This is a genomic window from Nocardia panacis, from assembly GCF_003598715.1.
Classification (GTDB): domain Bacteria; phylum Actinomycetota; class Actinomycetes; order Mycobacteriales; family Mycobacteriaceae; genus Nocardia; species Nocardia panacis.
Genome location: NZ_QZFU01000036.1, coordinates 278,687 through 305,148 on the forward strand (window position 1 = coordinate 278,687; position 26,462 = coordinate 305,148).

The following is a 26,462-nucleotide window of genomic DNA, read 5'->3' on the forward strand; positions in this document are numbered from 1 at the left end:
CGCTATTCCGCGACGTACGACCTGCCGGTATTGGGACAGCTGTAGGTGCCGTCCCAGCATTGGCAGGTACCCGCACAGGCCACCACATCGTGCAGCGGATCTGGCATATCGAAGACGATATCCGTTTCCACCGCCGTAGCGCCCGCCGCGCGCGGGGTCATTTCCATCAGGATTTCCATGACAACTCCTAACTCACCGAATCACACCCAACCACCCGACGCTGCCGAAAAAGACACGACAACCAGAACGCCGGGGACCTGCGATTCGGAATCTTCGGCGAACCGAAGCGATATCCCCCCACTAGGGGGTGACGTACAACACGTTACAACGCAATAACTTCCCCCGATTGAAACTATTCCCACCACCGGCAAATTACCCAACACGGTCTAGAGTGCCGGACTCGAGTTTCCACATGTCGATCACCTATCACCCCAGATCACCCCAATTGCCTGACACGACAACTGATTTCGCAAGATCCGGGTAACTCACCGGTACGCCCAAAAGTCGAGCGCCGACCAACCGCAGGCCCGGTGACCGACAGTCGAGGCACCCACGACCGGCAAAAGTGGCGGGGAGGCGGACCAGCCAGCTCAAGCCGGGAAGCGGACGGTGTGTAGGAAGGTAGGTAGCAGCCAGGGGTGCGGGCCGCCGATGACGACCTTGCCCGTACACACCGCGCGGGCTTTGCTGATCCGGCCGAACATCATCAGGTTGAAATCCGCCGGTTCGATGCGCAGGCGCACATCCACCGGCCCGCCCGGCTCGTCGATCGAGACGCGTCCCCCGTCGAGGACGAGTGTCACCGGGTTCGTGTATTCGGAGCGCACATCCACCGCGACGCGACGGGTGTTCGCCGGCCCCGGCTTGTAGAGCAACTGTCCCACCCCGTGCCGTGTCACACCCACCACGAACAGGTCCAGGAATTGGGCGGCGTACTCGTGCGACAGCGTCCATGGCGCGCGGGACGCGCGGGCGATATCGCGTCCGTGGATCTGTAGTTCATTGGTGAGGTGGGCGACCAAACCGGCCACGGGAACGTGGGATTCGCCGAGCCAGCGGATCGGCGAATCGGGGTCCAGCTCGTCGCCGAGGCGCAGTATATCGTCGATGTGGTCGCGTAGCCGATCGGTGAGCACGGTGATGTCGCGCTCCGAGAAACGCCGCATGGTTTGGGCATTCAGCACATCAACGGTATCCACGTCGGTGATCCGGATGCGGTCGCCGAGCACATTCCACGGGTAGGGCATGGGATCGGTCCGCAGCAGCGCCGCGTCCCACAGGGCGATCGAGGTGACATGGGCGACGGTGTCGGCGACCGTCCAGTGCCTGGTGGCCCGCAGGGTCGGCGGCACCGAGCGCACCAGCGCGATGAACCTAGCACCGATGTCGCGCAACGCATCCCGCACCGCTAGCCACTGCCCGGCGCTGATCACCTCGGCCATCAATCGATGGTAGCAACCGGGTGCGCGAATATGCTTCTTCTCGGTTGCGCAATCCCTTCGCACCCACCACCCCGCAAAGCACATGAACCATGCTGATACCGGTGCGCGGGGATCGCGCGGACAAGGAGGGATGGCGGCAATGAGCGGTGGTCGAGCAAAGGTGCTCGGACGATTGGGACTCACACAGGTGCGCTACGTCTCACCACTGGCCCCTGGTGCGGCGAAGGGCCGCGCCGCACAGGTCTACCGGCAGGTCGAGCGCGATTTCGGACTCCTGGCGCCCCCGATCGCGCTGCACTCCCCCGCCCCGGAGGTCATGGCCGCCTGCTGGCTCATGGTCCGCGAAACACTGCTGGCGACCGGGCGGGTCCCCCGCGAGCTCAAGGAGACCATCGCGACCGCCGTCTCATTGGCCAACGCGTGCCCATTCTGTGTGACGGTGCACAGCGGCACGTTGCACGGGTTGGGCCAGACCACGGACGCGGCGCTGCTCTACGCCGACCGAATCGAGGAGATTGCGGACCCTCGGCAGCGGACCATCGCGCGATGGGCCAAGGGCAGCAGCACCGAATCCGAGGCCCCACCACCGTATTCGGCCGAGGAGCGACCGGAGATGGTCGGCGCCACCGTGATGATGCACTACCTCAACCGCATGGTCACCATCTTCCTCGCAGACCTGCCACTGCCGCCCGGTGTACCGAAAGTCGCGCTGACTCCGGTCATGCGGGCACTGGGCGGCATCATCCGCGCGGCCGCCACCGATACCCACCCGCCGGGCCGCGCACTGGAGCTGCTGCCTGCCGCCACCCCACCGCACGATATCGACTGGGCCTTGCCCAATCCCGCTGTCGCCGTGCACGATCCCGCCCTCGCCAACCTGGATCCCAGCGCACACAACCCCGCAGGCTTCGCGCTTGATCCCGGTGCGGCCGGGCGCGATACCACTGCCGCTCCGCCCGATCCCGTCGTGCGCAATTCACGTCCCGATGGCGGCGGTGCCGCCCGTGCCAATCCTGCGGTGGCCGAAGCATTCACCCGCGCGTATGCCGCGATCGACGGGGTCGAGTCCGTATCCGCGCCGGTGCGCGAACTCGTGCTGACGGAACTGGCCCGCTGGCGCGGGGAGAATCGAGGGCTCGGTCGGGCGTGGGCGGATGAATTGGCGAATCGGCTTCCGGAAGGGCAGCGGTCCGCGGGGCGGCTGGCACTGCTCAGCGCGTTCGCCGCCTACCAGGTCGACCGGTCCGTCATCGACGCGTTCCGGACCGATCAACCCGGTGACGCCGCGCTGATCGAACTCACCGCGTGGGCTGGTCTGGCCGCCGCACGACGTATCAGCACCTGGCTGTGATCGGATGGACTCCCTTGTCCTGCAACGGGCTGTAACCGCCGGTTAGCCCGCGCGTTGCCGGGACGGCAACGAATCATGCCTGCCCGCCAGTGCCGGCGGTAGCGTGCGCCAGTGTGGCCCAGCGCACTGCGCGCGACCACCGTCAGTGCCACCGAAGGAGGACTCACCGATGACCGTCCACGACGAAATCCGCACGCAGACAGGCGCGGCCACGCCGCAGGCCACCGTGTCCGCGCCGGGCAGCGGCCTGCGCGTCGCGTCGGGAGGAATGGTCTACCGCTACCTGGCCACCGGCGCGGAGACCAACAACAAGTACTCGCTGTTCGAAGCCACGCTGCGGCCGGGCGAGGGCGCACCGTTCCACATCCACAGCCGGGAGGAGGAAGCCTTCCTCGTGCAGGAGGGCGAGGTGGTGTTCTTCACCGACACCCAGCGCATCCCGGCGAGCGCGGGCACCTTCCTCAATGCCTCGGTCGGGGTGGTGCGCGGCTTCCGCAATGACACCGACCGCCCGGCGCGCATGCTCATCCTGGTCGCGCCGTCCGGTCTGGAAAAGATGTTCATCGAGGACGGTGTGATCCTCACCGGCCCCGATGACGAAGCCCCCGCGGGCGGGGCGGACTGCCCGATCATCGCGGGTCAGTACGGCATCGAGGTAGTGCCCACCCCGCTGCCCTCGGCCTGAATCTCGGCGGGGCGGCAATGGAGCCGCCCCGGTGTCAGAAATCTGGAGATCCATGAGTACTTCACGCCTGCACGCGTTCACCGATGACGCGATGGGTGATCTCGACGCCACCGGTATCGCCGCCCGCATCGCCGCGGGTGAGGTCACCGCGCGCGAGGTGGTGGCCGCCGCCATCGCGCGCGCCGAGCGGGTCGGCCCGAGTCTGGGCGCGTTCGCCTGCACCGATTTCGAGCGCGCTCTCGCCGCCTGCGACAACCTGCCCTCGGGTCCGTTCACGGGTGTGCCGACGGCGATCAAGGACAACACGGGCGCCTGCGGGTTGCCCACTCAGTGCGGCACCGCCACCTTCGAAGCCGCGCCCGCCACGGTGGACGGCGAGTTCAGCAGGCAGTTGCTCGATGCGGGCATGGTCGCGCTCGGGAAGTCGCGGCTGCCGGAATTCGCCTTCAATATCACCACCGAGTTCACCGATAAGGAGCCCGCGCGCAATCCGTGGGATACCGGACGCTCCACGGGCGGCTCCTCCGGCGGCGCGGCGGCACTGGTGGCCGCCGGGATCGTGCCCATCGCGCACGCCACCGACGCGGGCGGTTCGATTCGCATTCCCGCCGCGGCCTGCGGACTCGTCGGACTCAAGCCGAGCAGGGGCCGCACCCTGGTCGATGCGGGCGACCGGATCATGCCGGTGAAAGTCGCGGTGCAGGGCGTACTTTCGCGCAGCGTGCGCGATACCGCGCGGGTCATGGCCGAGGCGGAGCGCCGCTACCGCAATCCGGCACTGCCACCGATCCGCGCGGTCGAGGGCGCGGGCCGCACCCGGCTGCGGATCGGCGTCGTCACCACCTCCCCGACCGGCTCCAGCTTCGACGCGCCGACCCGCGCCTCGATCGATGCGAGCATCGCCCTGCTGACAGGTTTGGGCCATCGGGTCGAGGAGACCACCCTCCCGGTCCCGGCGGACTACTGGGACACCTTCGGCAAGTATCTCGGACTGTTCACCTTCGCCTTCAAGCACAATGGCAGGCGAATGTTCGGTCCGGATTTCGACCATCGCAAGCTGGAGAACAACACTCGCGGCCTGGCGGATCTGTTCCGCCGCAACGCCGCGCGCACCCCGCAGATGCTGTACCGCCTGCGGCGCATCGGTCGCCAATACGTCGGGATGTTCACCCGCTATGACGTCCTGCTCTCGCCCGTGGTCGGACACATCACGCCGGAGCTCGGATATCATTCGCCCGCACAGGAATTCGAGTCCTGGTTCGAGCGGGTCGTGTCCTACGACTGCCTGGCCCCGCTGAACAACATCTCCGGGACCCCGGCCATCTCGCTGCCGCTGCACGCGGCCGATTCCGGGATTCCCTTGGGCGCGCTGTTCGCCGCCGCCCCCGGTGACGAGCGCACGCTGTTGGAACTCGCCTTCGAACTCGAAGAGGCGAGTCCCTGGCGCAGGATCACCGACTGAGCCGAGGCGGATCGAGCGGCGAGCGGCCCGACCGCCCGCCGCTCGACTGTGGCCTTGGCAACATATCGATCGATTGATATGCTCCCATCCATTCTCCGAAAGATTGGGTGGACAATGCATAGTCGAACCCCTAGAGCGGTCTGTGCCGCAATTCTCTCCACCGCTGCGCTCGTCGCGGGTTGCAGCTCGTCGATCACCGATTCGGGCGCCATAGTGGCGGCGAATTACGGTGGCAGCACCGGCGATTCACTGAAATCGATTCTGCAGAGCGCCTATCAGGCGCGCTCCGGGACCGCATTTCAACAGGTCGCCGTCGGCACCGGCTTCGCGGCCAAACTGGAGGCACAGTCCAAGGCGCGGCACGTGAGCTGGAGCGTCATCGAGGGGCTCAGCGGTTCGGATGCGGCACAGGCCGATCAGCTCGGCCTGCTCGAACACCTCTCGCCGGAGCTGCGCGGCCGACTCGAGGCGGTCTCGCTGCCCGGCGCGGTCACCGACTACGGTGTGGCCCTTGGCGATACGGGCTATGTCATCGCCTGTCGCGCACAGGTCAAATGCCCCGACGACCCGATCCAATTCTGGAATACCAAGGACTTCCCCGGCCGCCGCGCCGTCCCGAATGTCGCGCCGGTCATGCTGGCCTCGGCACTTATCGCCGACGGCGTCCGCCCCGATCAGGTGTATCCGATCGATGTCGGGCGCGCGCTGAACTCCATGGCGCGACTGCGTCCCGATGTGTGGACCACCAGCGGCGATCAGCAGATGCAGGTGGTGCGCGACGGCCAGGTGGATATGGCGATCATGTGGAACGGCCGAGCCAAGGCGGTGACCGAACAGGGCACGCCGCTGACACTGCGCTGGGGCGGCTCCGTCGTGAATCCGAATTATATGGTCGTCGTGAAAGGCGGCCCGAATTCCGTCGAGGCAATGAAATACCTGGAATTCTATGCGACCGATCCGCAATTGCAGGCGAAATTGGCCGCCGCACTCGGCTACGGAATGTCGCACCGGGAAAGTCTGGCATCGATGAAACCCGCCGACGCGGATGCGCTGCCCGCCGCCCATGCCGAGAGTCAACTGCGGCTGCGTCCGGAATGGTGGGCGCAGAACGCGGGCGCCGTCGGACCGCAGTGGGAGCGGCTGGTGGCCGGATGAGGGGGCGTGGATGGCGGGCGCAGAGTCCGGCCGCCCTGGGCCTCGGCTTGGCCACCCCCGCCCTGCTGCTGGTCGCCGCCCTCGTCATCATCCCGATCGGACTGCTGTTCGCGGGCGCGTTCGATGCCGACGGACGCCGAGTGCTGGCGGATCTGGTGACGGATTCGGTCGAGCGGGCGGCACTGGCCCGCACGCTGTGGGTGAGCCTCGCCGTGGCGGTGGTGGCGACGGGTCTGGGTTCGATCCTGGCCTGGGCGATGTGCGTGACCCGCTCGGCGCTGTGGCGGGCGCTGCTGTGGTTGGCGGTGCTTGCGCCGTTCTGGATGAGCGTGGTGGTGAAGAACTACGCCTTCGTCCTGCTGCTGCGCAGCAACGGTCCGGTCGCGACCATCCTGGAGCGTTTGGGCCTTTCGGAGACGAAAAACGGTCTGCTGTACACGAATTCGGCGGTAGTCCTCGCCATGGTCTACGCGATGCTGCCCTATGCGGTGCTGCCGATGTACGCGGCGCTGTCGGGGATCGATCGCACCCTGCTGCAGGCGGCGGAAGTCGCCGGGGCGAGCCGGGCGCGGGCGCTCGTCGACGTGGTGGCGCCACTGGCCGCGCGGTCGGCACTATCAACGGCCACTCTGGTTTTCGTCATCGGACTTGGCTTCTACATCACCCCGGTCATCCTCGGTGGACCCGGCAAGCCGTTCGTCGCCTCGCTGGTCGGCACGCACATCTTCGACCGCTACGACCTAGGGGGTGCACAGGCGCTCGCGTGCGCGCTGCTGGCGGTGGCGTTGCTCGCGGTGGGCGCGAGCCAATTCGCCGCCCGCTACCTGCCGAAAGGAGCGGGGGCATGAATCGGGTCGTCGGCTGGACCGGCCGAATCGTCGTCGGACTGCTCGTGGTCTTCCTGCTCGCGCCCATGGCGCTGGTCGCGGTGATGTCGTTCTCCTCCGACGCGTATCTGGCCTTCCCACCGGATCATTGGGGTTCGCGCCAATACTCGACACTGTTCGGATCGCGGGAATGGACCGCCGACGCGCTGCGCTCGGCCGGTATCGCCCTGGCGGCCACGGTGATTTCGGTGCTCGCCGCCGCGCTGCTGGTTCTCGGACTCGGCCGCACCGGACTGCGCGCCAAGAACGCCATCGTCGCCTTCTGCACGCTGCCGATGCTGGTGCCGGGGGTCGCGCTGGCCATGGCGCTGTACGGATTCCTGGCGAAAATCAATGTGCTGGACACCTTCGCGGGGGTGATCCTTTCCCACGCCGCGCTGTGCCTACCGTTCGCGCTGTTCGTGCTGTGGCCCGCCATGCAGGCCACCTCGCCCGATCTGGAACTGGCGGCCATGACCCTCGGCGCGCGCCGCGGGCGGGCCTGGTGGGACACCACCATTCGCGCGCTGGCTCGAACCCTGTTGGCCGCCACCATCATCGCCTTCGTCACCAGCTTCGACGAATCCACGCTCGTGGTCTTCGTCGGCGGACCCGCCACGATGACACTGCCGCTGGCCATCTTCAATTCGGTGAGCACCGGGGTCGATCCGGTCATCACCGCCATCGCCACCCTGCTCATCGTCGGCACCGCGGTGCTGATGAGCGCGGCGGAGGCACTCGGCGCGAAGGAGCGCACCCGATGACCGATCCGACACCCCGCCTACAACTGGACCGGGTGAGCAAGCGCTACGGCGCGGCCGTCGCGGTGGCCGAGGTCGACCTGTGGGTGGCCGAAGGCGAATTCGTCACCTTCCTCGGCCAGAGCGGTTCGGGCAAGACCACCACGCTCAAACTCATCGCGGGCTTCGAGACCTGCGACGAGGGCGCCATCCGACTCGCGGGTGCGGACGTCTCCGGAAAACCGCCGCGCGAACGCGATATCGGGATGGTGTTCCAGAATTACGCGCTGTTCCCGCATTTGAGCGTCGGCCGCAATGTCGCCTACGGACTGCGCAGGCGCGGGTGGTCCAAGCAGCGCGCGCAGGCCCGCGTCGCGCAGATGCTCGAACTCACCGAACTCGGCGCGCACGCCGACAAACTGCCCCGCCAACTCTCCGGCGGCCAGCAGCAGCGGGTGGCGCTGGCCCGCGCGCTCGCGCCGCAACCGCAACTGCTGCTGATGGACGAACCGCTCGGCGCGCTCGACCGGGCGCTGCGACTGGATCTGGAGGCCGAGATCCGGCGCGTACACCGCAGCACCGGCTGCACCGTCCTGTATGTGACCCACGATCGGGACGAGGCGCTGGCGCTCTCGGACCGCATCGCGGTCTTCCACGGCGGCCGCGTCGTCGGCGTCGACACCCCCGCGCGACTGTACGAGAGTCCGCCGACGGCCTATGTGGCGCGCCTGCTGACCGACGCGAATCTCGTTGCCCTGCCGCAGAATCGCCACCGCGACGGATACGCCGAATTCGCGCTCGCCGGACGGGACTGCCGGGTGCGCGCCGTCGATCCCGCCGGTGATCGGCTCGCGATTCCCCGGCGGGCCATCGGATTCGGCTCCGACGGAATCGCATTGCCCAGCAGCGTCACCGATCTGGCCTTCCTCGGCGAGATCGTGCGCGTCGACCTGCGTTCGGAGGCACTCGGCGCGGTGGTGGCGCACGTGCCGAGCGCGGCCGCCGCAGGCCTGCGGGTCGGCGACGAGGTCGTCGCGACCCTCGATATCGACAAATGCGCGGTGATCGCGTGAACGCCATCGACCATCGCACCATCACCGATCGCGACTTCCTGCTCGGCTCGGTGTGGGAGGGCACCGGCGAGGAATTGCACACCAACCGGTACGCCGCCGCGCGCGCCATGTACGGGCAGCGGGTGCTCTCCGGAATCAGCGGAATGCTCGTCGCCTTGCACACCCACGATCCGGCACTGCTGTGGACCCGCCAGGATGTCGAATGGTCCTTCGACGGACCGATCTTCGAGGGCGCGACGGTCCGCATCGAATCCGGTGCGGTCACCGGCGGCCGCTGCTTCCACCTCAGCCAGGACGATTCGCTGCGCGGACGGGGCCGCGTCGGTGTCGCCGGCGCGCCGGGACATCCGCCCGAGGACGGCCGAATCTCGCGCGGCCGCACCATGACCGGCGCGGATACCGGATTGCTTGCGCACTGGTTGCCGCCCGTCGACGCGCCGAGCCCCGGTTCGGTGCCGTGGCCGGTGCTGCTGCTCACCGCCTCCGGCCTGGTGGTGCGGGACAAGCTGCCCGGCGCTTTCGAACTGGTGTTGAATCGGTGGCTGCGCTGGACCCAACTGGCCGACGTGCGCGCGGACGACACGGTGCACTGCATCGTCGGCCTGCCCGCGGTGCGGCCCAGCCGGACCCGACCGGACCTCTCGGTCACCCGACTCGAGGTGCACATGATCGATTCGGTCTCGAATAAGCCTGTAGGCCACATTGATTGGGTGATGGTATGCCGCTAAACATCGAGAACCTGGCCGGACTGGCCCGCGACGCGGCGCAGGCGCACGGCGAGCGGATCGTACTCGAGACGGCCGCCGGGGAGCGGTTGAGTTTCCGCGCGCTCGCCGAACGCACGGCGGGTATCGCCGCGGGACTCGCCGAGTCGGGTATCGGCGCGGGCGATGTCATCGCCCTCGCCCTCGACGGCGGCAGCCCGCTGCTGCTGCACATCCTGGCCGCCGCCGACCTCGGCGCGGCGGCGCTGCCGATCAATCCGACCCTCACCGATGTCGAACTCGGCCATATCCTCGGCCTGGTGGATCCGGATCTGCTGGTGGTCAGCGCCGATTTCGCCCGCGCGCACGCCGGACTGCTGCACGACAAACCGGTGCGCCTGCTCGACCACCCGGTGGGGATCCCCGCGAATTCCCTTGGCGCTCGGCCGATGTCGGAACTGCGGGTGCGCTTCGGACTGACCTCCGGCTCGACCGGGGTCCCCAAGGCCGTCGCCAAGACCCAACGGCAGTGGCTGCTCGACGGACTCGCCATGGCCGCCGCGCTCGACCTGCGCCCCTGGGACCGGGTCCTCTCCAGCCAGCCCCTCTACTACGGCGACCCGTTCATGCTGCTGCTCGCCTGCCTCAGTGCCGGCGCGACCTGCGTCTACCTGGAACGGTTTCGCTCGCAGGATTTCTTCGAACAGGTTCGGGCGCATCGGATCACGAAATTCGTCACCATCGGTTCCATGCCCGCCATGCTGGTCAACACCCCGCCCTCGCCCGCCGATCGCGCGCACGGCGCCGAGGCCGCGTGGAGCGTGGGCGTGCCGCGCGGGCGGCACGCGGAACTGGAGCGGCGTTTCGGGATCGCGTGGCGCGAACTCTACGGACTCTCCGAGACCGGACTGGTACTGGCGCAAGGGATTCGGTCCGAGCGTGAGGTCGGGGCCGGTTGGCTCGGCGAACCGCCGCCCGGTGTGCGTCTGCGACTGGTCGACCCGGCGGGCGAGGTCGTCACCGGGGATGGCGAGGGACTGCTCGAAGTGCGCGGCCCTTCGGTGGTGCGCGAGTACCACAATCGACCCGAGGCCACGGCGGAGACGATTCGCGACGGCTGGTTCAATACCGGCGATGTGCTCGAGCGGCGCGGCGATCGATATCGTTACCTGCGTCGCAGGAAAGATATCGTGCGACGCTCCGGGGAGAACCTGTCCTGCCAGGAGATCGAGGCGGCGCTGCGCGACAGCGACCAGGTGATCGACGCCGCGGTGCTGCCGCGGCCCGACGAGATTCGCGGTGAGGAGGTGTGGGCGTTCGTGCAACCGGTGCACGCACCCGTCGACACCGCCGCCGCGCACGCACTCGCCGAGCGGATCGCCGAACAGGCCGCCCTGCGGCTCGGCCCGCGTAAGCTGCCCCGCTTCCTCACCTTCGTGGACGCCTTCGAACGCACCCCCTCGGAGCGAATCATCAAGCGCCACTTGGTCGAACAGGCCGAGCGGTGGCCCACTGTCGATCGCGGCGAAAGGAGATCACACCGTGGCTGAACTATCGCGCGACCGATCCACCAGGTCGGAGAACGAGGTCCAGACCTGGCTGCTCGACGCCGCCTGCGAACTTTTCGCCGACCGCGGCTACGCGGCCGTCGGCATCAGGGAGATCGCCAAGCGGGCAGGCGTCACCATCGGCTCGCTCTACCACTACGCCGACAGCAAAGAATCGCTGTTCGTCAAACTGGTCGAACGCAGTTACAGCCGTTTCATGCCCCGCATGCGCGAACAGGCCGCCGCACCCGGCACCCCCACCGAGCGCCTGCGCGGCCTCACCAGGGTCCACATCATGGGCGAGGTCGCCGAACGCGACCTGTGGCGGGTCTCCCGCGCCGAACTCAACCTCCTGTCCCCCACCCACCGCGCCCGCATGATCGCCCTGCGCGACGAATTCGAAGCCGTCTGGGCCGAGGTCATCGACTCCGGCCTGGCCACCGGCGAATTCACCGCCCCCGACAGCGCCGTCACCCGCCTGTGCGTCATCGAACTCTGCAACGGCGTGGGCAGTTGGTTCAACCCCGAAGGGCGGTTGACCCTCGACGAGGTCATCACCCAAATGGCCCACAACGCGCTACTGCTCCTGGGCGTCGATGAACCGTGACCGCCGCGCGGCGCTCGACCGATCACGCGGTGGTGGTGATGGCGGTAATGCTGTTGTGCAGGCGGTTCTCGGATTCGGTTGGGGTGGGGATGGTTTGGGTGGGGGTGATGATGGTCGCACCGGTCGGGCGCAACTGAGTGGCCAGGGTGTCGTTGAGGGCGGAGCCCGGACCCGCGGTGACGATGGCGACGGGTTTGCCGAAGAGGTCGGCGGGGGCCGGGTGCGAGAGCCAGCGGATGAGGGATTCGGTGGCGACGGGCAGGGTCTCGGATTCGGCGGCCAGCAGCAGCACGCCCGAGGATTCGCGGACAGCGCGGCGCAGTTCGTCGGCGATGAGGGGGCGGGCGTTGTCGGTGTCGAGTTCGGGGCGGTAGAGCGGCAGGGAGGACAGGCCGTAGAAGATGACGACATCCACGTAGTTGCGGATGGCGACATGCTGGGCTTCGGTGGCCAGGGCCGCCGAGATCGGATCGCGGTCGGCGCACAGAGCGAGCAGGTAGGTCATGACGCACCCTTCGTCGCGGCTGGTTCGGTTTCCTCGGTAGGGATTTCGAATGTCTCCTGCGCTCCGGTGGCGGCGGAGACGGCGCTGACGACGAGTCCACTGCCCTCGGCGTCCACGCGCAGGGTGTCGCCCTCGTTCAAATCGCCCGCGAGCACGAGGTTGGCCACCCGGTTCTCCAATTCCTTCTGCACGGTGCGCTTGAGCGGGCGCGCACCGAATTCGGGCTGATATCCATTGTCCGCCAACCAGTCCCGCGCCCGGTCCGATACATCGAGTGCGATGCCCTGGGCACGCAGGCGGCGGCGCGGACCGTCGAGCACCAGATCCACGATGCGGCGCAACTGCTCCCCGTCCAGTCGGTGGAAGACGATCTGCTCATCGATGCGGTTGAGGAATTCGGGACGGAAGTGCTCGCGCAGCCGCTGCTCGAGTTGCGGCACAATCGAATCCAGCTCGCCCGCAGGAGCTTTCAGGATCAGGTCGGAGCCGATATTGCTGGTCATGATGACGATGGTGTTCTTGAAGTCGACGGTGCGGCCCTTCGAATCGGTGACCCGCCCGTCGTCGAGCAATTGCAGCAGCACATTGAACACATCCGGGTGCGCCTTCTCCACCTCGTCGAACAGGATCACCGAATACGGTTGGCGGCGCACCTTATCGGTGAGCTGGGCGGCGTCGTCGTAGCCGACATATCCGGGCGGTGCGCCGACGAGCCTGGATACCGTGTGTTTCTCCTGGAATTCGCTCATATCGAAGCGGATCATCTTGTCCTCGTCGCCGAAGACGGCCGCCGCCAACGCTTTCGCCAGTTCCGTCTTGCCGACACCGGTGGGGCCGAGGAACAGGAACGACCCGATGGGCCGATTGGGATCCTGCATTCCCGCGCGGGCGCGGCGCACCGCCTCGGCGACGGCGACGACGGCCTCGTCCTGTCCGATCACCCGCCGGTGCAGCACATCCTCGAGGCCCAGCAGTCGCTGCCGCTCCTCGACGGTGAGTTCGGCAACCGGAATACCGGTCTGTTTGGAGACCACCTCGGCGATATCGTCCACGGTCACGGTGGGCGATTCCTCGCTCTCGATGTGATCCACCCGCTCCTCGGCCGCGGTAATCCGCGCTTTGAGCTCATCGGCGCGCGGATAGTCCTCGCCGGCGACGGCGGCGTCCTTCTCCCGCCGCAACCGCGCCAATTCCTCCTCGGCGTCGCGCAGATCGGGGCCGGGCATCCGGGTGCGCAACCGCACCCGCGCACCCGCCTGATCGACCATATCGATGGCCTTGTCGGGCATGAACCGGTCGGTAATGTAGCGGTCGGCGAGTTCGGCGGCGGCGATCAGGGCCTCGTCCAGGTAGCGGACCTGGTGGTGCTCCTCGTAGACATCGGCGAGGCCGCGCAGGATCTCGAGGGTGTCGGCGACCGAGGGTTCGGACACCATGACCGGCTGGAAGCGCCGCTCCAGCGCGGCGTCCTTCTCGATGTGCCTGCGGTATTCGTCCACGGTGGTCGCGCCGATGCAGTGCAATTCGCCGCGCGCCAGTGCGGGTTTGAGCAGATTGCCCGCATCCATCGAACCCTCACCGCCCGAACCCGCGCCGACGATGGTGTGCAACTCATCGATGAACAGGACCAGTTCGTCGGAGTGCTCGCGGACCTCGTCCAGGATCTTGGTCAACCGCTCCTCGAATTCGCCGCGATACTTGCTGCCCGCCACCAGCGAACCGACATCCAGCGCGATGACGCGACGATCGGCCAGGGTTTTGGGCACATCCCCATTGACGATGCGCTGGGCCAACCCCTCCACGATGGCCGTCTTGCCGACACCGGGATCGCCGATGAGCACCGGATTGTTCTTGCGCCGCCGGGACAGCACCTCGATGGTCTGCTCGATCTCCTCGGCCCGACCGACCACCGGATCGACCTTGCCCGCGCGGGCCTCCGCGGTCAGATCGCGGCCGTATTCGTCCAGGGTCGGGGTGTCGGTCGCCTTCTTGCGCCCCTCGACGGCAGGCAGCTTCGCACCCGAAAGCGACTGCGCGGCAACCGATTCCGGATTCGCGGCAATGCCGAGCAGAATATGTTCCGGTCCGATGTAGCTCGATCCGGCCTCGGCGGCGGCCGATTGCGCGTTGCGCAGCGCGAGCTTGGCGGCCGGACTCAGCACCACCCCGCCACCCGCCGTGGTGGCCGCGGCCTGCCCCATTCCCGCGGCGTCCTGCATCTGCGCGGCCACCTTGTCCGGATCCAGCTCGAGTTGCGCGACGATACTGCGCGAGGGCTCCACCTCGGTGGCCGCGTAGAGCAGATGTTCGGGCGTGATCTCGGCATTGCCCCAATCCTTGGCCGCCTCCCCCGCCCTGGCGACCAACTCCTTGGCGTGATCGCTGAGCAGCCGTCCGAGATCGATGCGCTGCACGGGGGGTCTGGCGGACATACCGGGACCGAAGAAACGGTTGACGATATCGTCGAAGGAACCGAAGGAACTGCCGGGCCACGCTGCGGTCATGACGGGCACCTCGTCGTCTCGGGTCATCTCACCGGGCGTGCCGACACCTCGGCCGCCGAGTCCATTTCCGCGATCCGCTGGCTACTCTACTGTGCCGTCGCAGATCAGGGGGCTGAAAACCCGCGCTTGGCGCAGCAATTGCTCCTGCCGGAATTCGTTCCAGCAAACCGATTCCAGCAGGCAACCCTTCAGCCAATGTAGCTAGCGGCGGCTTTCTCCGCGCTCCGGTCGCTCGAGGTGCGCGTACTGGTCACCGTCCTGGACGGCGAGGACGACACCGCGGTCGGCGGCCGAATTCGCCTGATCATGCACGGTGGTCACTCGACCGCCACCGAGGAATTCGGCGAGCGCCGCGCGGCAGGCGGGGCCGCGTCGTTGGCACTCGATCAGCTCCCTGGTCCACGGTCCGAGCAGTTCCCGCCGCACCCGGTCGGGGGCGGCGGCGCCCGCGACCCGAGCGGCGCCGTCATCGAGTCGGACGGCGAGTTCGGCGCGACGTTCGCGACGGAACAGGGCGAGCACCGCATTGCGGGTGCTCGGCCACAGATCGGTGGCCATCGCTTTGACCAGGGCGGTGGCCCCGGCCTCGGCGAGAGCGAGAAATTCGTCCATGACGCTGCCTCTCAGCGATCGGTGTGAATGGTCAGGTTGCCGTTCTGCACGGCCTGGACCGTGCCGCGATCGTGCGCGGTATTGATCTGAGTCGGGCGATCCGCCGCGGGCTGGGGATCGGCCGCCGGGTCGTCGACGGCGGGCACGATCGGGGATTGCGGCAGGTGCAGCCAGGCGTGGGCGGTGTAGTTCTTCTCGGTGAACGCGACCCGTCGGAATGCCTGCGGATCGATACCGGGATAGCCCTGCGGCACGGTCTCCTCGTAGAAGTGCTCGGACACCAACGCCGCCAGGCACACCCGCTCCGGCGCCGACGCGAGCGCGCGCCGCATCGGTTCGGCATCGAGCAGGCGGGCCAGCACCTCCAACGGCGCACCCGCGGGCGCACCGGCGAGGTGGATATCGCCCGCGTGCACCGCCACCCGCAGGCGGATCCGCGTCACCGGATCGGCGGCGCGATTGTGCTCGCGCAGTCGACGCGCGAGGTCGGCCAGCAGCGGGTGAATCAGCGCGAACTTCGCGACACCGGGCGGCGCGATGACCCGAATACCGTCGCCGAGGTCGGCGCGGTGGCATTCGGACCACTCGATTCCGCTGTAGCGCACCGACTCTCGCACCGCCTCGGCGAGCGCCGCGCGCATGCGCAGCAGCGGCACGGTGCCGCGACCCGAGGACCGCACGATATCGGTGGCCAGCAGCGCGCGGTACTCCATTCCAGCATTCACGATTGTCCTTTCGAAATACTTTGGCGGCGCGGCATTTTCGGCAGAGCCGACTACCGCCTACCAGCCGGCCGAGTTCAACTATGCGCGCCCCGCGCGGCGAACATCCCGTCACACGATGGAATTCGGGAAAATTTCCGACTTGTTCCCCGCGCGTGTCGCACCGGACGAGGCGCAGACTCGGACCATGCCCGACCGGGAGTTCCGGACCGAATGGTCCTGGCCGCCTACGAGTTTGCTGGGCCGACTGGCCCCACCCGCGCGCGAGCGCATGCTGCGCATGGGGACCGGTGTGCGCTACCCGGCCGAGCGGGTGCTCATGCGCGAATCGGAGACCACCACCTTCGTGCTGGTGCTGCTGGCGGGCGTGGTCAAGGCGACCGGACTGACCGGCGAGGGCAGAGACGCCCTGCTCGCGGTGCGCATGGGCGGGGATCTGGTCGGCGAATTCGCCGGGGTCGACGGTCGGCCCAGATCGGCTACGGTCACCGCGTGCGGTCCGGTGACGGCGCGCTCGGTCACCAGGGGAGAATTCCTGGACTGCCTGCGCCGCGAACCGGAGATCGCCCTGGCGGTGAACGCGGCCATCATCACCAAACTGCGCGACGCCAACGACCGGCGCGTCGACTTCGCGGGCTGCGACGTCGCGACCCGGCTGGCGCGGGTGCTGCACCAAATCGCCATGGCCTACGGCGAACCCAGCGGTGCGGGCGCGTTGATTCGCTGGCCGATCACCCAACCGGAGTTGGCGTCGCTGGCGGGCGCGGCCGAACCCACCGTGCATCGGGCGCTGCGCAGGCTGCGCGAGATCCGGGTGATCTCCACCGGATACCGCAGCGTCAAGGTCGAGGATCTAGCCCGGCTCGGCGCCATCGCCTATCCGCGGTAACGACCGGGCAAAACCCGTCGAAAGACGAAATCCGCGCGGACAACGGCAATTAGCGTCGCACCTGTCAGCACTATTTCTTTGGGGGAAATGGCATGAACGAAACGAATGACGCGGCGCCCGCGCCCGAACCCGACGAACCGAATGGTCGACGCGAGATCTTCATCGACGGCGACGCGACCGGAACAATTGTCGCGGGCGACCTCAACACCTTCATCTCCGCGCACGGCTCGTGGGTGAACGTACTACCCAAAAACGAACGCCCACAACCGGTCCGCCGCGCACGCATCGAACAGCTGCCCCGGCCGCAGCGCGAACCGCTCGGCCGGGCCGAACTGCTCGCCACGCTGGCAGAAGCCACCAGATTCGGCTATCCGGTCCAGTTGTACGGCCCACCCGGAATCGGCAAGAGCACCGTGTTGCGCTATGCGGCACTGACCCTCGAACCAGGCCCGGACGGCGTGGTCTTCCTGAACGCGGGCGGGCGCGATATCGGCGATCTGGCCCAGGAGATCTTCGAAGCCTGTTACGACGCACCGGGTTACGCGCCGACACAGGCCGCCTTACGCCGGTATATGACCGGGATTCAGGTCAAGGTGTACCTCGATGACGCCGACCTCACGCTCGAACAGCAGCGAAACCTGGCCGATCTCGCGCCCCACGCGAGTTTCGTCCTGGCCGGGGCGCAGCGCTCGCTGCTGGAGGATGTCACCGTGGTCGAGGTCGCGGGCCTCGAGCGCACCCCCGCACTGCAACTGCTCGGCCGCGACCTGCGCAAACCCTTGCCCGGCACCGAAATTCCCGCCGCCACCGAACTATGGCGGATCGCGTGCGGACATCCGCTGCTGCTGATGCGCGCCGCCGGGCAGATCGAACTCGACGCCTCCGGACGCCCCACCCTGCCCAAGCCGGGCCGGGTCGCCGATCTGCTACCGCCGCTGTTCGATCAACTCGACCCGACCGCCACCGCCGTACTGCATCTGCTCGCCACCCTCGGCGATGTCGGACTGGCCCCGGAACACATCGGCGCGCTCACCGATGCCGCCGACCCGGCGCGGCACTGCGCCCGGCTCACCGAACTCGGATTGGCGGTGCCCGCCGAGGACGGATACCGGTGCGCGCCGGATATCGTTGCCGCACTGCGACACCGACATCCCGAACCCTTCCCCGTCGACCGACTGTGCGCGCACTTCATCTCGTGGGCGCACCGTCCCGGCACCGAAGCGACCGCGCTCGCCCGATGCGACCGGGCGCTGGAACGCGTCAGCGAACTCGCCGAACTCGCGCGGCGACCCGAACTCGTCGTCCAATTGGCGCGCGCCACCGCCCACGCCATGCCCCGCGCGCTGCGGTTCGGCGCCTGGGGCCGACTGCTCGGGCGCGGTTGGCGCGCGGCCGAACTCGTCGGCGACCGCCGCGCCGCCGCGTATTTCATGCACGAGGAGGGCATCCGAAACCTGCTGCTGCGCCGCGTCGCCGCCGGGGCGCTGCTGGGCACGGTCGCCGCGACCTGGCACGAACTCGGTGAAATCAACGGGCAGCTCGCGGCTCAGCACGCCCAGCAGTACGCGGCGGGCGGGCAGCCATCCGATGTTCTCGCGGGCGCGCCCGCTCCCCAACCGGATCCCGCGACAATGCAGACCGCGACGGCGCACATGCAGGGGTTCGGTCCCGACCCGTCCGGCAGTGTCGGCCAAATAGGTTGGCACACAGCCGTTTCCGGTGGTGCGCAGCCAAACGGGGGCGATCCGTCGCTCGCCGGACATTCGAGTTCCGGTGCGCCGGACTCGAACCTGCTCGGCCACACCGATCCCGGCGCAACCGCTGTCCACACACCCGGCTCAGGCACAACTGGTCCATACTCACCCGGCGGCACTGGCACTGGCACCACAATTCCCGGCCCGCCCGGCGACAGCGGCGTCAGCACGAGCGGCCCATACACACCCGGCCACGGCGGCATCAGCACGACCGACCCGCACGCACCCGGCCACGGCGGCATCAGCACGACCGACCCGTACACACCCGGCGACGCCGGCACCTCCACCCTGTACTCGCCTGGTCACAGCGGCACCGGCGCGCCCACACCCAGTCACGGTGGCACAACTGCGCATTCAGTCTCCATCGCCCCACCCGGCGGACCTGCCGCGGGCACCGTCGGCACAACTTCGGTCGGCGCGGCGAAGACGGCCGGGGCAGCCGTCGCCACACTCGGGAAGATCGTGGCGGGGATCGTGGCCGCGGTCGCCGCATTCGCCGTGGTATCCCATATCGCCGCGGCGGTGCGCGATGAGTCCGCCGCGTCGGATGCGGCGCAGCCGACCGCGACTCACGCCGCGCCCACCTATCCGCCGCGTACCACGCCTGCTTCGGCGCCGACCGGCATTGTCGGCTCCTGGCACGGCAGCGCCGGAGGCTTCACCATCTCCGCCGCGGGAGCGGGTGCCTACATCCTCGAATTCCGCAGCGTCGACTGCGGCGGAACGACCCGCTACCGGATCACCGGAAATGACCGATCGGCAAGCGGTTTGGTCGATGCCGTCGATCCGCACTGCACCCGCAACGGTCAGGGCAGACTGACGGTATCGGTATCACCCGATGGCAACACCCTCACCAGGATCTACAGCGCCAATGGCACTCTCAGGAACTGCACGAACTGTGGAACCGCATTCTTCACCCGTGTCCACTGACCACGAGGGGAATCACCCATGGCCTCCGATCGCGACCGGAACTCCATCCATATCAACGGCAATGCGCAGGGTCCGGTCGTGGCGGGCGACCGCAATCACGTCGAGATCCATCATGCGGCCACCGACGAATCACCCGGCGACGCAGCCGATTCGACTCAGCGCAACACCGCGCACGAGTACGGCACGGTGTATGCCGTCCACGACGGCGACATGCATATCCATCAGCGGGACCGCTGATTACTCACCCCGATAGACACACCCGGAGGTGCAGGTCTCCCGAACCTGAATGGCCGACAGCGGCAGCGTCCCGGCCAGCCGCTCCCAGAGCCACCGGGCCAGATTCTCGCTGGTCGGATTCTCCAACCCCTCGATCTCATTCAGGTAGTGATGGTCGAGCCGCTCGTAGAGCGGGGCGACCGCGGATTTGATCTCCGCGAAATCCATGACCCACCCGGTCCGCTCGTCGACTTCGCCCCGCACGTGCACCTCCACCCGGAAGGAGTGTCCGTGCAGGCGGGCGCACTTGTGTCCCTCCGGGGTGTTCGGCAGCCGGTGGGCCGCCTCGAAGGTGAACTCACGGAAGATTTCCATCAACGGATTCCTAGATACTTGTGGGTCTGCGTGCTCAACCGCCACTGCGGATGTCGCAGGCAGTAGTCGACGGCGCGTCGGGTGTTCTCGACCACGTCCGGGCCGTCCATCGGCTGGAGCAGCAGTCGCGGGAAGTCGAGGTTCTCGAAACGTTCGGGTTCGGCGCCGACCTGCGGGTAGACCAGTTTCAACTCGTCACCGGAGGTGAGGTTCAACGGTGCGCCCGCCTTGGGACTCACGCAGATCCAATCCAGTCCCTCGGGGGCGGGTTTGGTGCCGTTGGTCTCCACCGCGATCTCGAATCCGGCGGCGTGCAGCGCCTCGACCGCCGGGGTGTCCAGTTGCAGCAGCGGCTCCCCGCCGGTGCAGACCACGAACCGCTGGGCGCGCGGGTGGGCCAGACCGTCCCAGGTCTTCGAGATGGCGGCGGCCAACTCCTCCGGCGTGCGGAACATGCCGCCGCCCGGACCGTCGGTGCCGACGAAATCGGTATCGCAGAAGGTGCACACCGCTCGCGCCCGACCGGCCTCGGTGCCGCTCCACAGGTTGCAGGCGGCGAATCGGCAGAATACGGCGGGGCGCCCGGCATGGGTGCCCTCACCCTGCAGGGTGTAGAAGATCTCCTTGACCTGATAGCTCATCGGGCCAGGGCCGGATCGGTCAAGCCCAGTTCGGTGAAGCCTTTGCCGCGCAGCAGGCACGAATCGCAGCCACCGCAGGCGCGACCCTCGGCGTCCGGGTCGTAGCAGCTGTGCGTCATGGCGTAGTCCACACCCAACTCGAGGCCGCGTTGAATGGTCTGCGCCTTGGACAGCGCGATGAGCGGGGCGTGGATACGCAGCCGCTGCTCACCTTCGACACCGGCCCTGGTGGCCAGATCGGCCATCCGCTCGAAGGATTCGAGGTATTCGGGGCGGCAGTCCGGATAGCCGCTGTAATCGACGGCGCTGACGCCGAGGAAGATATCGCTCGCGCCCAGCGTCTCGGCCCAGGCCAGCGCGAAGGACAGGAAGATCGTATTGCGCGCGGGCACGTAGGTGCTCGGAACCTGTTCGGCGTCGATCTCCTCGACGCTGTCGTGATGGGGCACCGCGATATCGGCGGTGAGCGCGGACCCGCCGAAGGCGCGCAGATCGATATCGACCACGACGTGCTCGGCCACCCCGAGGGCGGCCGCGACCCGCTTGGCGGCCTCGAGTTCCACCCGGTGCCGCTGACCGTATCGGAAGCTCATCGCATACGGGTCGAATCCCTGCTCGCGCGCGATCGCCAGCACCGTCGTGGAATCCAGACCACCGCTGAGCAACACGACCGCCTTGGGTCGCGTGTCCATCAACTACCTCCTGACCGGGGCGGATGGCCACCGAAACCGGGCATCCGCGTACTCGTGACCGCCGATCGCCGGGAAGCTCCGCAGGCGAACAGGTCCTTGGGTAAGATACCCGACCCGCTCGGGCGGCCCGGCAACCGGGCGGTCACCCGGTCAGGAGATCCGCACGTCGATGCTGGGACGCCGCTCCGGAACATCCAGCCAGGGTCTGTGCCGCTCCAGCGCGGCCCCGATCCGGAAGACGGTGATGTCGTCGAAGGGACGGCCCGCCACCTGGATACCGGTCGGCAATCCGCTGTCGGTGAATCCCGAGGGCAGGGCCAGCACCGGGCAGCGGCTGAAGATACTGAACAGGGCGGTCATCACACCGTCGTGGTCGTTGTAGCTCTTGCCGCGCACCGTGATGCTCTCCTCCCACGGCTGGTTCTCGGCGAGAACCTCGTGGAAGGCCAGCGTCGGCGTGATGAGGGCGTCGTAGCGCTGCAACAGCGGACCGAAGTGCTTGGCCCAGATCACGCCCGCCAGCTCGAGCGTCTCGCCGATCTCGCGCGGATCCACCGACTCGGCGCATTCGAAGTAGAAGCGGGTGTAGTCGTTGATCTCGTCCGGATGATCCCGGATCGCCGCGTCGAACATATCCATGTACACCAGGTCGGTGTAGCGGGAGCCGAGCCGGATGATCTGCTCGGCCCACGGCATCTCGACCTCCTCGACTCGCGCGCCCGCCGCGCGCAGCGCGTCGAGCGCCGCCAGCGTCTCCCGACGCACCTCGTCGGTCACGGGGAAGTAACCCAGATCGACGCAGTAGGCGATCCTCATGCCCCGAATATCGGGCAATTCGGCCGGAATCACCATCTGCTGGGGCACCGTGGTGTGATCCAGCGGATGCTGACCCGAGATGGTGTTCTGCACCAGCGCCGCGTCCCCCACGGTCCGGGTGATCGGGCCGATGTGGTTGAAGAAGTCGAAGCAGACCTCGGGATGCAGCGGATTCCGTCCGTAGGGCGCTTTGAAGGTAACCGCGCCACACATGGCGCTGGGCACCCGCAGCGATCCGAGGGCGTCGGTCCCCATCGCCACGGTGCTGGTGCCCGACACCACCGAGGCCGCGCTGCCCGCCGAGGATCCACCAGGAGAGTATTTGGGATTCCACGGATTTCGGGTGACACCGTGCACCTTGGTGTGGCAGGTCCAGGTCCAGCCCATCTCGGGCATCGCGGTGCGCGCGAAGACGACCGCACCCGCGGTGAGCAGGCGCTCCATACTCGGGTTGGTGTGGTCGTCGACATTGTCGGTCAGCCACGAGCACCCGTCGCTGCTGATCGTGCCCTCGACGGCGGACTCACCGTCGGATTTGGCCGCGACCGGTAGTCCGTCGAGCGGGCGGGACGGATCGCCGCCCGCCTGGTAGCGGGCCTCGGCCGCGCGGGCGGCGGCCATGGCGCTGTCGTAGTAGGTGGAGGCGAAGGCATTGACGATCGGTTCGACGCGTTCGGCGCGTGCGATCAGCGCGTCCAACAATTCGACCGGGGAAAGCTGCTTCTCGCGGAATAGTTCGAGCACTTCGACAGCGGGCTTGTAGCACAGTTCTACATCGCTCATGGTGTCATCCCAATTATCGCATCGAAATCGCCGGATCGCGGCCTGCGACATTCGCGAACGCGGCCGCGAGTATATTCATCCGAATCATATCCGCCGGATACGGCAATTCGAGGAAACCGCCGTTCATGGACAGCGTGTCGCCGAATCCGGAGGTGGACGAGATCGGCGGACTCGATCCCGCGCCGACGAATATCTCCGAATCCACCGGGAAATGACCGTCCACCTTTCGGCGAAAATCCCGGACCTTGTCCCGCAATTGTTCGTCGTCGGCCAGGAAAGAGTAGTCGAGATGCTGCGCTCCCGAAGTGAGCGGTGCGCGCAGCGGCGCGAGATGCTCATAGCTCACCCCGTGCGAGGTCTCCCAACCCGAGACGAACGGTCGATCCGAGGTCCGGGCGTCGAAATCAATCCGACGGTGCGCCGCCAACGCGCTTTCCTGATCGGCGGTGAGGGTCGATCCCATCAAAAGACATTCCTTCTGTACTACCCGGTGGAATCGTCGGGCGCCTTGCGCACCAGATACGGTCCGATCGCGAGATAGTCGATCTCGGTTTTGAGGAAGGTGTTCACCGCGTCCTGCGGGGAGCAGATGATCGGCTCCTGATCGTTGAACGAGGTGTTCAACACCATCGGGACTCCGGTCAGCGCCGCGAATTCGGCGATGATGCGGTGGAAGCGCGGATTCGTGTCGGACCGCACCGCCTGAATGCGGCAGGTGTTGTCCACGTGCAGGACCGCGCCCATCTGCGCGTACCGCTCCGGTCGCGCCGGATAGGCCATGAGCATGAAATCGCCCGCCGAGGTCGGCTTGGCCACCTCGAACCAGTCCGGCACCGCCTCGGCCAGGACGCTGGGCGCGAGCGGGCGGAAATACTCCCGGTGCTTGACCTTTCGGTTCAGCACATCGCGCATCTCCCGCCTGCGCGGGTCGGCGATGATGCTGCGATTGCCCAGCGCGCGCGGCCCCAACTCCATCCGACCCTGGAACAGGCCGATCACCATGCCCTCGGCCAGCAGTCGGGCGATATCCCGCTCGAAATCCGCGGCCCGCTCGAAAACGAGTTCCGGATGGGCCGACAGCTCGGTCTCGATCTCGTCCTCGGAATACGAGGGTCCCCAATAGGCGTGGCGCATCTGCGGGCCGCGCGAATTGCCCAGCACGGCATTCCACACGTGCAGCGCCGACCCCACGGACAGGCCGCCGTCGTGCGCGGCGGGCTGGACATAGAGTTCCTCGAACGGACCGTCCTCGAAGGCGACCTGGTTGGCGACGCAGTTCAGCGCGACACCGCCCGCCAGGCACAACCGCGTCGACCCGGTGACCGTGTGCAGATGCCGGGCCATATGCAGCACCAGTTCATTCGTCTTGACCTGCAGCGCCGCGGCGACATCGTGGTGCACGTCGAGCAGCGGGTCCTCCGGGCGTCGCGGCTCGAGTCCGAGCGCCTCGATCAATCCGGAGCAGTCGGCCGAGGGCGGGTAGTAGAGGATATCGGCGAATTTGAGCCGATCGGTCGCCATATCGAAACCGCCCGGATCGGTTGTCCAGGCCAATTGGTCGAAGGCGGCGGTATAGCGGGTGGGATCTCCGTAGGCGGCCAATCCCATCACCTTTGCCGCGTCGTACACCCCGAAGCCGAGGAAGACCGAGCACAACTCCCACAGATACCCGATGGAGGCCGGGTAGCGGATATCCGCGACATTCGTCAACTGATTGCCGCGCCCGTGATACATGCGGGTGGAGAAGGCGTCGTCGCCGAGCGCGTCCACCACCAGCGTCGCCGCGTCGGGAAAGTCCGAGGCGAAATAGGCCGAGGCCGCGTGGGCGGTGTGGTGGGGCACCCAGTGGAAGGGGCCGCCGAATCCCTCCTGCGCGAACTGTTGCGGAATATTGGGCAGGGTGTTCAGGAACAGCTCCTGCTTGTCCGGGTTGTTCCAGGGTGAGGGCAGCCCGGCCGCCCTGACCGCCGCGATCTCATCCGGATCGGCCGCGCAGGTCACGTGATCCAGGTCGGCGATGGTGATGCCCGCGCTGTCGAGACAGAACCGAATCGCGTTGGCGGGCAACTCATCCGGATTGTCGGCGCGGGCCTGCTTACCGTGTTTGACGCGGTTGAAGCGCTCCTCCTCCGCCGCGACGACGACCCGGCCGTCCTGGACCAGACAGGCGGAGGATTCGTGGTAGGCGGAATTGATGCCGAGTATGTACATGAGTTTCCTATCCCTCCGCCAGCGGCTGATAGTCGACATTCGGAAAGTAATCCTCGCGGTCGCCGGTGCGGCGCACGTCCCAGGTCGCGCAGTGCAGCGACCCGCCGTATTCGAAGACATTCCGGAACGGGATCGGGAACACCTCGAAGCCGAGCTTGTCCAGCATGTCGTGCAGCGGCTTCTCCCGCTCCTCCGCGATGACCTTGGTCGGCGAGATGCTGAGCACATTCATCGACAACCACTTCGAGGACTGGCAGTAAGTGGGCATCTCGTCGTTGCCGGTGGTGGGTTCGGGCGCCTCCACCAATTCCCAGTCATTGGTCAGGAACAGCTTCTCCTCGCCATCGCTGAGTGGACGGTCCGGATTGGTGAGCACCAGACCGGGACGCAGCGGCACGAAGGTGCAGTCGATATGCGAGGGGAAATAGTCCAGCGGGAAATGCAATGGATGCACCCGCAGTCCCTGCGGCTCCAAATGACGCTTGAGCCACTGAATCCCCTGCCGATTGGTGGTCATCGACTCCTGAACCATGATGTCCCGACCGAATCGACTCATATCGGCGGCATCGAAGATCACCTCGTCCTGGGTGATGCAGAATTCGAAGGAGTGCATTTCGGCGTGCCGCTTCTCCAGCGGCCAATCCCAGAAACCCTCCCGATACATCTCGTCGGTCATGGACGGTTTCGGCGCCGTGGTCCAACGCACGGCGGGATCGGCATTCCAGTACTCGTACACGAGCTTGCGGTAGGGCTCGTATTCGAAGAATCGGCCCCGGCGCGACATGGTGGCCTCGATGATCTCACTGCCGATGGTGATCATCACATCGCGCGGGCACACCCCGCAGTACTGGTTGTCCACCGAGAATTCCGGGGTTCGCACCGGTTTGCTGTAGTCGTGCGGCTCCGGCCGCCGCACCCGCACACCCTGCGATTCGAGCAGCGCGACCAGACCCGCCAGTTCCGCATTGGCGGCATCGATGGCCTCCTGCGGTTTGCGCCCGGTGGGGAACGCGGTCCCCGGCGCGGCATTGCGGATATGCGGGTGATTGCCCGGTTCGGTGGGTTCGTAGCAGGCGTCGTCGGCCGAGCCGACCACGATCTCCTCCAGCCGATCCCATTCATTCCACGAATTGACCTGTGCGGCCATTGGTTTAGCCTTTCTTCTGTTCGATCACTGCCC

The 26,462-nt window shown here is 67.3% G+C and carries 26 protein-coding genes; 13 read left to right on the top strand and 13 right to left on the bottom strand.

What is annotated here, in order from left to right:
- Window positions 1-2: 2 nt before the first annotated feature.
- Entirely contained in the window at window positions 3-179 is a 177-nt protein-coding gene (locus D5S18_RS35060) for a hypothetical protein (protein WP_158607988.1), read from the bottom strand.
- Window positions 180-590: 411 nt separating this feature from the next.
- Complete coding sequence (locus D5S18_RS26895; protein WP_120043875.1) at window positions 591-1,442, bottom strand: maleylpyruvate isomerase family mycothiol-dependent enzyme; 852 nt, start codon at window positions 1,440-1,442, stop codon at window positions 591-593.
- A 130-nt stretch (window positions 1,443-1,572) separates the two neighbouring features.
- Here D5S18_RS26895 and D5S18_RS26900 point away from each other — a divergent pair, with 130 nt between their 5' ends.
- The 10 genes from D5S18_RS26900 (at window position 1,573) to D5S18_RS26945 (ending at window position 11,632) form a co-directional block, all read left to right on the top strand.
- Window positions 1,573-2,793, top strand: a complete 1,221-nt coding sequence (locus tag D5S18_RS26900) for a carboxymuconolactone decarboxylase family protein (RefSeq protein WP_158607989.1) — start codon at window positions 1,573-1,575, stop codon at window positions 2,791-2,793.
- A 169-nt stretch (window positions 2,794-2,962) separates the two neighbouring features.
- Entirely contained in the window at window positions 2,963-3,478 is a 516-nt protein-coding gene (locus D5S18_RS26905; RefSeq protein WP_120043877.1) for a cupin domain-containing protein, read from the top strand.
- A gap of 52 nt (window positions 3,479-3,530) precedes the next feature.
- Complete coding sequence (locus tag D5S18_RS26910; RefSeq protein ID WP_120043878.1) at window positions 3,531-4,940, top strand: amidase; 1,410 nt, start codon at window positions 3,531-3,533, stop codon at window positions 4,938-4,940.
- A gap of 213 nt (window positions 4,941-5,153) precedes the next feature.
- The gene (locus tag D5S18_RS26915; protein WP_158607990.1) at window positions 5,154-6,095 is read left to right on the top strand and encodes an extracellular solute-binding protein; all 942 of its coding nucleotides are present in this window, start codon (window positions 5,154-5,156) and stop codon (window positions 6,093-6,095) included.
- Window positions 6,092-6,943: an ABC transporter permease gene (locus D5S18_RS36195; protein ID WP_158607991.1), complete on the top strand. Its 852-nt coding sequence runs from the start codon at window positions 6,092-6,094 to the stop codon at window positions 6,941-6,943. Before D5S18_RS26915 ends, D5S18_RS36195 begins: the two co-directional genes overlap by 4 nt.
- On the top strand, window positions 6,940-7,725 hold the full coding sequence (locus D5S18_RS26925) for an ABC transporter permease (protein WP_120043881.1): 786 nt from the start codon (window positions 6,940-6,942) through the stop codon (window positions 7,723-7,725). The genes D5S18_RS36195 and D5S18_RS26925 overlap by 4 nt, the downstream gene beginning before the upstream one ends.
- Window positions 7,722-8,774, top strand: coding sequence for an ABC transporter ATP-binding protein (locus D5S18_RS26930; RefSeq protein WP_120043882.1), 1,053 nt, complete (start codon window positions 7,722-7,724; stop codon window positions 8,772-8,774). The genes D5S18_RS26925 and D5S18_RS26930 overlap by 4 nt, the downstream gene beginning before the upstream one ends.
- On the top strand, window positions 8,771-9,502 hold the full coding sequence (locus tag D5S18_RS26935) for a hotdog family protein (protein WP_120043883.1): 732 nt from the start codon (window positions 8,771-8,773) through the stop codon (window positions 9,500-9,502). The genes D5S18_RS26930 and D5S18_RS26935 overlap by 4 nt, the downstream gene beginning before the upstream one ends.
- On the top strand, window positions 9,493-11,028 hold the full coding sequence (locus D5S18_RS26940) for a class I adenylate-forming enzyme family protein (protein ID WP_120043884.1): 1,536 nt from the start codon (window positions 9,493-9,495) through the stop codon (window positions 11,026-11,028). The genes D5S18_RS26935 and D5S18_RS26940 overlap by 10 nt, the downstream gene beginning before the upstream one ends.
- Window positions 11,021-11,632 carry a TetR/AcrR family transcriptional regulator gene (locus D5S18_RS26945; protein ID WP_158607992.1) on the top strand — a complete coding sequence of 204 codons (612 nt, stop codon included), beginning with the start codon at window positions 11,021-11,023 and terminating at the stop codon, window positions 11,630-11,632. The genes D5S18_RS26940 and D5S18_RS26945 overlap by 8 nt, the downstream gene beginning before the upstream one ends.
- 22 nt (window positions 11,633-11,654) lie before the next feature.
- On the opposite strand, the gene D5S18_RS26950 is transcribed toward D5S18_RS26945, so the two are convergent.
- The 4 genes from D5S18_RS26950 to D5S18_RS26965 form a co-directional block, all read right to left on the bottom strand.
- Complete coding sequence (locus tag D5S18_RS26950) at window positions 11,655-12,137, bottom strand: NADPH-dependent FMN reductase (RefSeq protein WP_120043886.1); 483 nt, start codon at window positions 12,135-12,137, stop codon at window positions 11,655-11,657.
- The gene (locus D5S18_RS26955) at window positions 12,134-14,641 is read right to left on the bottom strand and encodes an ATP-dependent Clp protease ATP-binding subunit (RefSeq protein ID WP_120044090.1); all 2,508 of its coding nucleotides are present in this window, start codon (window positions 14,639-14,641) and stop codon (window positions 12,134-12,136) included. Before D5S18_RS26955 ends, D5S18_RS26950 begins: the two co-directional genes overlap by 4 nt.
- Window positions 14,642-14,842: 201 nt before the next feature.
- Window positions 14,843-15,253: a hypothetical protein gene (locus D5S18_RS26960; RefSeq protein ID WP_120043887.1), complete on the bottom strand. Its 411-nt coding sequence runs from the start codon at window positions 15,251-15,253 to the stop codon at window positions 14,843-14,845.
- A gap of 11 nt (window positions 15,254-15,264) precedes the next feature.
- The gene (locus D5S18_RS26965; RefSeq protein WP_120043888.1) at window positions 15,265-15,978 is read right to left on the bottom strand and encodes a hypothetical protein; all 714 of its coding nucleotides are present in this window, start codon (window positions 15,976-15,978) and stop codon (window positions 15,265-15,267) included.
- Window positions 15,979-16,117: 139 nt separating this feature from the next.
- Here D5S18_RS26965 and D5S18_RS26970 point away from each other — a divergent pair, with 139 nt between their 5' ends.
- From D5S18_RS26970 to D5S18_RS26980, 3 genes are all read left to right on the top strand, one after another.
- On the top strand, window positions 16,118-16,864 hold the full coding sequence (locus D5S18_RS26970; RefSeq protein WP_239004022.1) for a Crp/Fnr family transcriptional regulator: 747 nt from the start codon (window positions 16,118-16,120) through the stop codon (window positions 16,862-16,864).
- Between the two features lie 92 nt (window positions 16,865-16,956).
- Window positions 16,957-19,548: an ATP-binding protein gene (locus D5S18_RS26975; protein ID WP_120043889.1), complete on the top strand. Its 2,592-nt coding sequence runs from the start codon at window positions 16,957-16,959 to the stop codon at window positions 19,546-19,548.
- Window positions 19,549-19,566: 18 nt separating this feature from the next.
- A complete protein-coding gene (locus D5S18_RS26980; RefSeq protein WP_120043890.1) occupies window positions 19,567-19,785 on the top strand; it encodes a hypothetical protein in 219 nt (72 codons plus the stop codon).
- Here the strand turns inward: D5S18_RS26980 and queD are convergent, their stop codons facing one another.
- The 7 genes from queD to D5S18_RS27015 form a co-directional block, all read right to left on the bottom strand.
- Entirely contained in the window at window positions 19,786-20,139 is a 354-nt protein-coding gene (gene queD, locus D5S18_RS26985) for a 6-carboxytetrahydropterin synthase QueD (RefSeq protein ID WP_120043891.1), read from the bottom strand.
- Window positions 20,139-20,780, bottom strand: a complete 642-nt coding sequence (gene queE / locus D5S18_RS26990) for a 7-carboxy-7-deazaguanine synthase (protein WP_120043892.1) — start codon at window positions 20,778-20,780, stop codon at window positions 20,139-20,141. Before queE ends, queD begins: the two co-directional genes overlap by 1 nt.
- Window positions 20,777-21,472, bottom strand: coding sequence for a 7-cyano-7-deazaguanine synthase QueC (gene queC / locus D5S18_RS26995; RefSeq protein WP_120043893.1), 696 nt, complete (start codon window positions 21,470-21,472; stop codon window positions 20,777-20,779). The genes queE and queC overlap by 4 nt, the downstream gene beginning before the upstream one ends.
- A 150-nt stretch (window positions 21,473-21,622) precedes the next feature.
- Entirely contained in the window at window positions 21,623-23,071 is a 1,449-nt protein-coding gene (locus D5S18_RS27000) for an amidase (RefSeq protein WP_158607993.1), read from the bottom strand.
- A gap of 13 nt (window positions 23,072-23,084) precedes the next feature.
- On the bottom strand, window positions 23,085-23,534 hold the full coding sequence (locus D5S18_RS27005) for a hypothetical protein (RefSeq protein ID WP_120043895.1): 450 nt from the start codon (window positions 23,532-23,534) through the stop codon (window positions 23,085-23,087).
- A gap of 20 nt (window positions 23,535-23,554) precedes the next feature.
- Window positions 23,555-25,321 carry a carbamoyltransferase family protein gene (locus D5S18_RS27010; RefSeq protein WP_158607994.1) on the bottom strand — a complete coding sequence of 589 codons (1,767 nt, stop codon included), beginning with the start codon at window positions 25,319-25,321 and terminating at the stop codon, window positions 23,555-23,557.
- Window positions 25,290-26,429: an arginine deiminase family protein gene (locus tag D5S18_RS27015; protein ID WP_120043897.1), complete on the bottom strand. Its 1,140-nt coding sequence runs from the start codon at window positions 26,427-26,429 to the stop codon at window positions 25,290-25,292. The genes D5S18_RS27010 and D5S18_RS27015 overlap by 32 nt, the downstream gene beginning before the upstream one ends.
- Between the last annotated feature and the right edge of the window lie 33 nt (window positions 26,430-26,462).

Coding starts and splice junctions, on each gene's coding strand:
- D5S18_RS35060 (WP_158607988.1), bottom strand. CDS start 179: ATGGAAATCCTGATGGAAATGACCCCGCGCGCGGCGGGCGCTACGGCG.
- D5S18_RS26895 (WP_120043875.1), bottom strand. CDS start 1,442: ATGGCCGAGGTGATCAGCGCCGGGCAGTGGCTAGCGGTGCGGGATGCG.
- D5S18_RS26900 (WP_158607989.1), top strand. CDS start 1,573: ATGGCGGCAATGAGCGGTGGTCGAGCAAAGGTGCTCGGACGATTGGGA.
- D5S18_RS26905 (WP_120043877.1), top strand. CDS start 2,963: ATGACCGTCCACGACGAAATCCGCACGCAGACAGGCGCGGCCACGCCG.
- D5S18_RS26910 (WP_120043878.1), top strand. CDS start 3,531: ATGAGTACTTCACGCCTGCACGCGTTCACCGATGACGCGATGGGTGAT.
- D5S18_RS36195 (WP_158607991.1), top strand. CDS start 6,092: ATGAGGGGGCGTGGATGGCGGGCGCAGAGTCCGGCCGCCCTGGGCCTC.
- D5S18_RS26925 (WP_120043881.1), top strand. CDS start 6,940: ATGAATCGGGTCGTCGGCTGGACCGGCCGAATCGTCGTCGGACTGCTC.
- D5S18_RS26930 (WP_120043882.1), top strand. CDS start 7,722: ATGACCGATCCGACACCCCGCCTACAACTGGACCGGGTGAGCAAGCGC.
- D5S18_RS26940 (WP_120043884.1), top strand. CDS start 9,493: ATGCCGCTAAACATCGAGAACCTGGCCGGACTGGCCCGCGACGCGGCG.
- D5S18_RS26950 (WP_120043886.1), bottom strand. CDS start 12,137: ATGACCTACCTGCTCGCTCTGTGCGCCGACCGCGATCCGATCTCGGCG.
- D5S18_RS26955 (WP_120044090.1), bottom strand. CDS start 14,641: ATGACCGCAGCGTGGCCCGGCAGTTCCTTCGGTTCCTTCGACGATATC.
- D5S18_RS26960 (WP_120043887.1), bottom strand. CDS start 15,253: ATGGACGAATTTCTCGCTCTCGCCGAGGCCGGGGCCACCGCCCTGGTC.
- D5S18_RS26975 (WP_120043889.1), top strand. CDS start 16,957: ATGAACGAAACGAATGACGCGGCGCCCGCGCCCGAACCCGACGAACCG.
- D5S18_RS26980 (WP_120043890.1), top strand. CDS start 19,567: ATGGCCTCCGATCGCGACCGGAACTCCATCCATATCAACGGCAATGCG.
- queD (WP_120043891.1), bottom strand. CDS start 20,139: ATGGAAATCTTCCGTGAGTTCACCTTCGAGGCGGCCCACCGGCTGCCG.
- queE (WP_120043892.1), bottom strand. CDS start 20,780: ATGAGCTATCAGGTCAAGGAGATCTTCTACACCCTGCAGGGTGAGGGC.
- queC (WP_120043893.1), bottom strand. CDS start 21,472: ATGGACACGCGACCCAAGGCGGTCGTGTTGCTCAGCGGTGGTCTGGAT.
- D5S18_RS27000 (WP_158607993.1), bottom strand. CDS start 23,071: ATGAGCGATGTAGAACTGTGCTACAAGCCCGCTGTCGAAGTGCTCGAA.
- D5S18_RS27005 (WP_120043895.1), bottom strand. CDS start 23,534: ATGGGATCGACCCTCACCGCCGATCAGGAAAGCGCGTTGGCGGCGCAC.
- D5S18_RS27010 (WP_158607994.1), bottom strand. CDS start 25,321: ATGTCGACTATCAGCCGCTGGCGGAGGGATAGGAAACTCATGTACATA.
- D5S18_RS27015 (WP_120043897.1), bottom strand. CDS start 26,429: ATGGCCGCACAGGTCAATTCGTGGAATGAATGGGATCGGCTGGAGGAG.